Here is a 1,004-nt window from a genome sequence, read left to right as displayed (position 1 = left end):
GACGGGCGGGACAACGTGCGGCTCCAGTGGTGTGTGGCGTCTGCATCCATGGTGCCCTACACGGGGCGGGGGCCGCGGGCGCCTTCCGGCTCCTCGGCTCCCTGGCTCCCCGGCGCCTCGGCGTCCCCCGGGGGGCGGGCCAGCGGTTGCCGCTCCGGCGGAGGCGTTCCCATGATCGAGCATGACCACACAGCCCGCCCGGCCGGCACCGTCCGCGCCCTCCGCGCCGTCCGAGCAGTCCATGCGTGCGGCGGACCGGCGCGGCGGGCCGGGGCACTCGGTGCTGCTCGCCGTCCTCCTCGCCCTGCCCGCGATCAAGGTGGCCTGGACAGTGGGCGGCGGCCGGGCCGCCTGGGAGGTGTTCGTCGTCCTCCAGCCCGCCAACTGGGTGGACATCCCCATCGGGATGCTGCTGAGCAGTCCGCTGCTGGCCGCCGTCCTGGCCGTCGTCGTCTCCCGCGTGGTCATCGCGTACTTCGCGGCGCGTGGTGCGGTGCCCTCCGGGCGGAGCCGCGCCGAGATGGTGCGGATCACCGGGCTCTTCCTCGTCACCCCGTTCGCCTTCGGGACGCTGATGGCGGTCTTCTACGGACCCTGGTGGGGGCTGGGCACCGGGCTGGGCATCCTGGCGCTGCGCTACGGCGTGCTGGCCGCGTACCGCAAGGGCCACCGGAAGGTGGTGGCGACCGAGACGGCGGCGGCGCTGCTGCTGATCGTCGTCGTCCTGCCGGTCGCCGGGCTCGCCTCGGCGCTGAACGGCGAGTCCTGGGCGCCAGTCCTGCACTGCACGGTCGACGACGGCGAGGGCACCGACCGGCAGCGGGTGATCGAAATGGGCCGGCAGGGCAACGGGATCTACGGCTGGAGCACCGACAGCCACGCGGTCGTCACCGGCACCGCCTGCGCCCTGGACGAGAGCCGGGTCGTCCGCGAGCCGTGGTGGCGGGACGTGTGACCGGGCCCGTCCGGGCGTGACCGGGCCCGTCCGGGGCGGACTCGGGATG

General features: G+C 74.9%; 1 protein-coding gene. It reads left to right on the top strand.

Annotated elements, in window-relative coordinates:
• The first annotated feature begins 181 nt into the window (after nt 1-181).
• Nucleotides 182-955: a hypothetical protein gene (locus G5C65_RS37665; RefSeq protein WP_241266354.1), complete on the top strand. Its 774-nt coding sequence runs from the start codon at nt 182-184 to the stop codon at nt 953-955.
• Nucleotides 956-1,004: the final 49 nt, after the last annotated feature.

Origin of the sequence: Streptomyces boncukensis (genome assembly GCF_011045075.1) — a bacterium.
In the GTDB taxonomy this organism is placed as follows: domain Bacteria; phylum Actinomycetota; class Actinomycetes; order Streptomycetales; family Streptomycetaceae; genus Streptomyces; species Streptomyces boncukensis.
This window is presented reverse-complemented; position numbering and strand designations above follow the sequence as displayed.

Coding starts and splice junctions, on each gene's coding strand:
- G5C65_RS37665 (WP_241266354.1), top strand. CDS start 182: ATGACCACACAGCCCGCCCGGCCGGCACCGTCCGCGCCCTCCGCGCCG.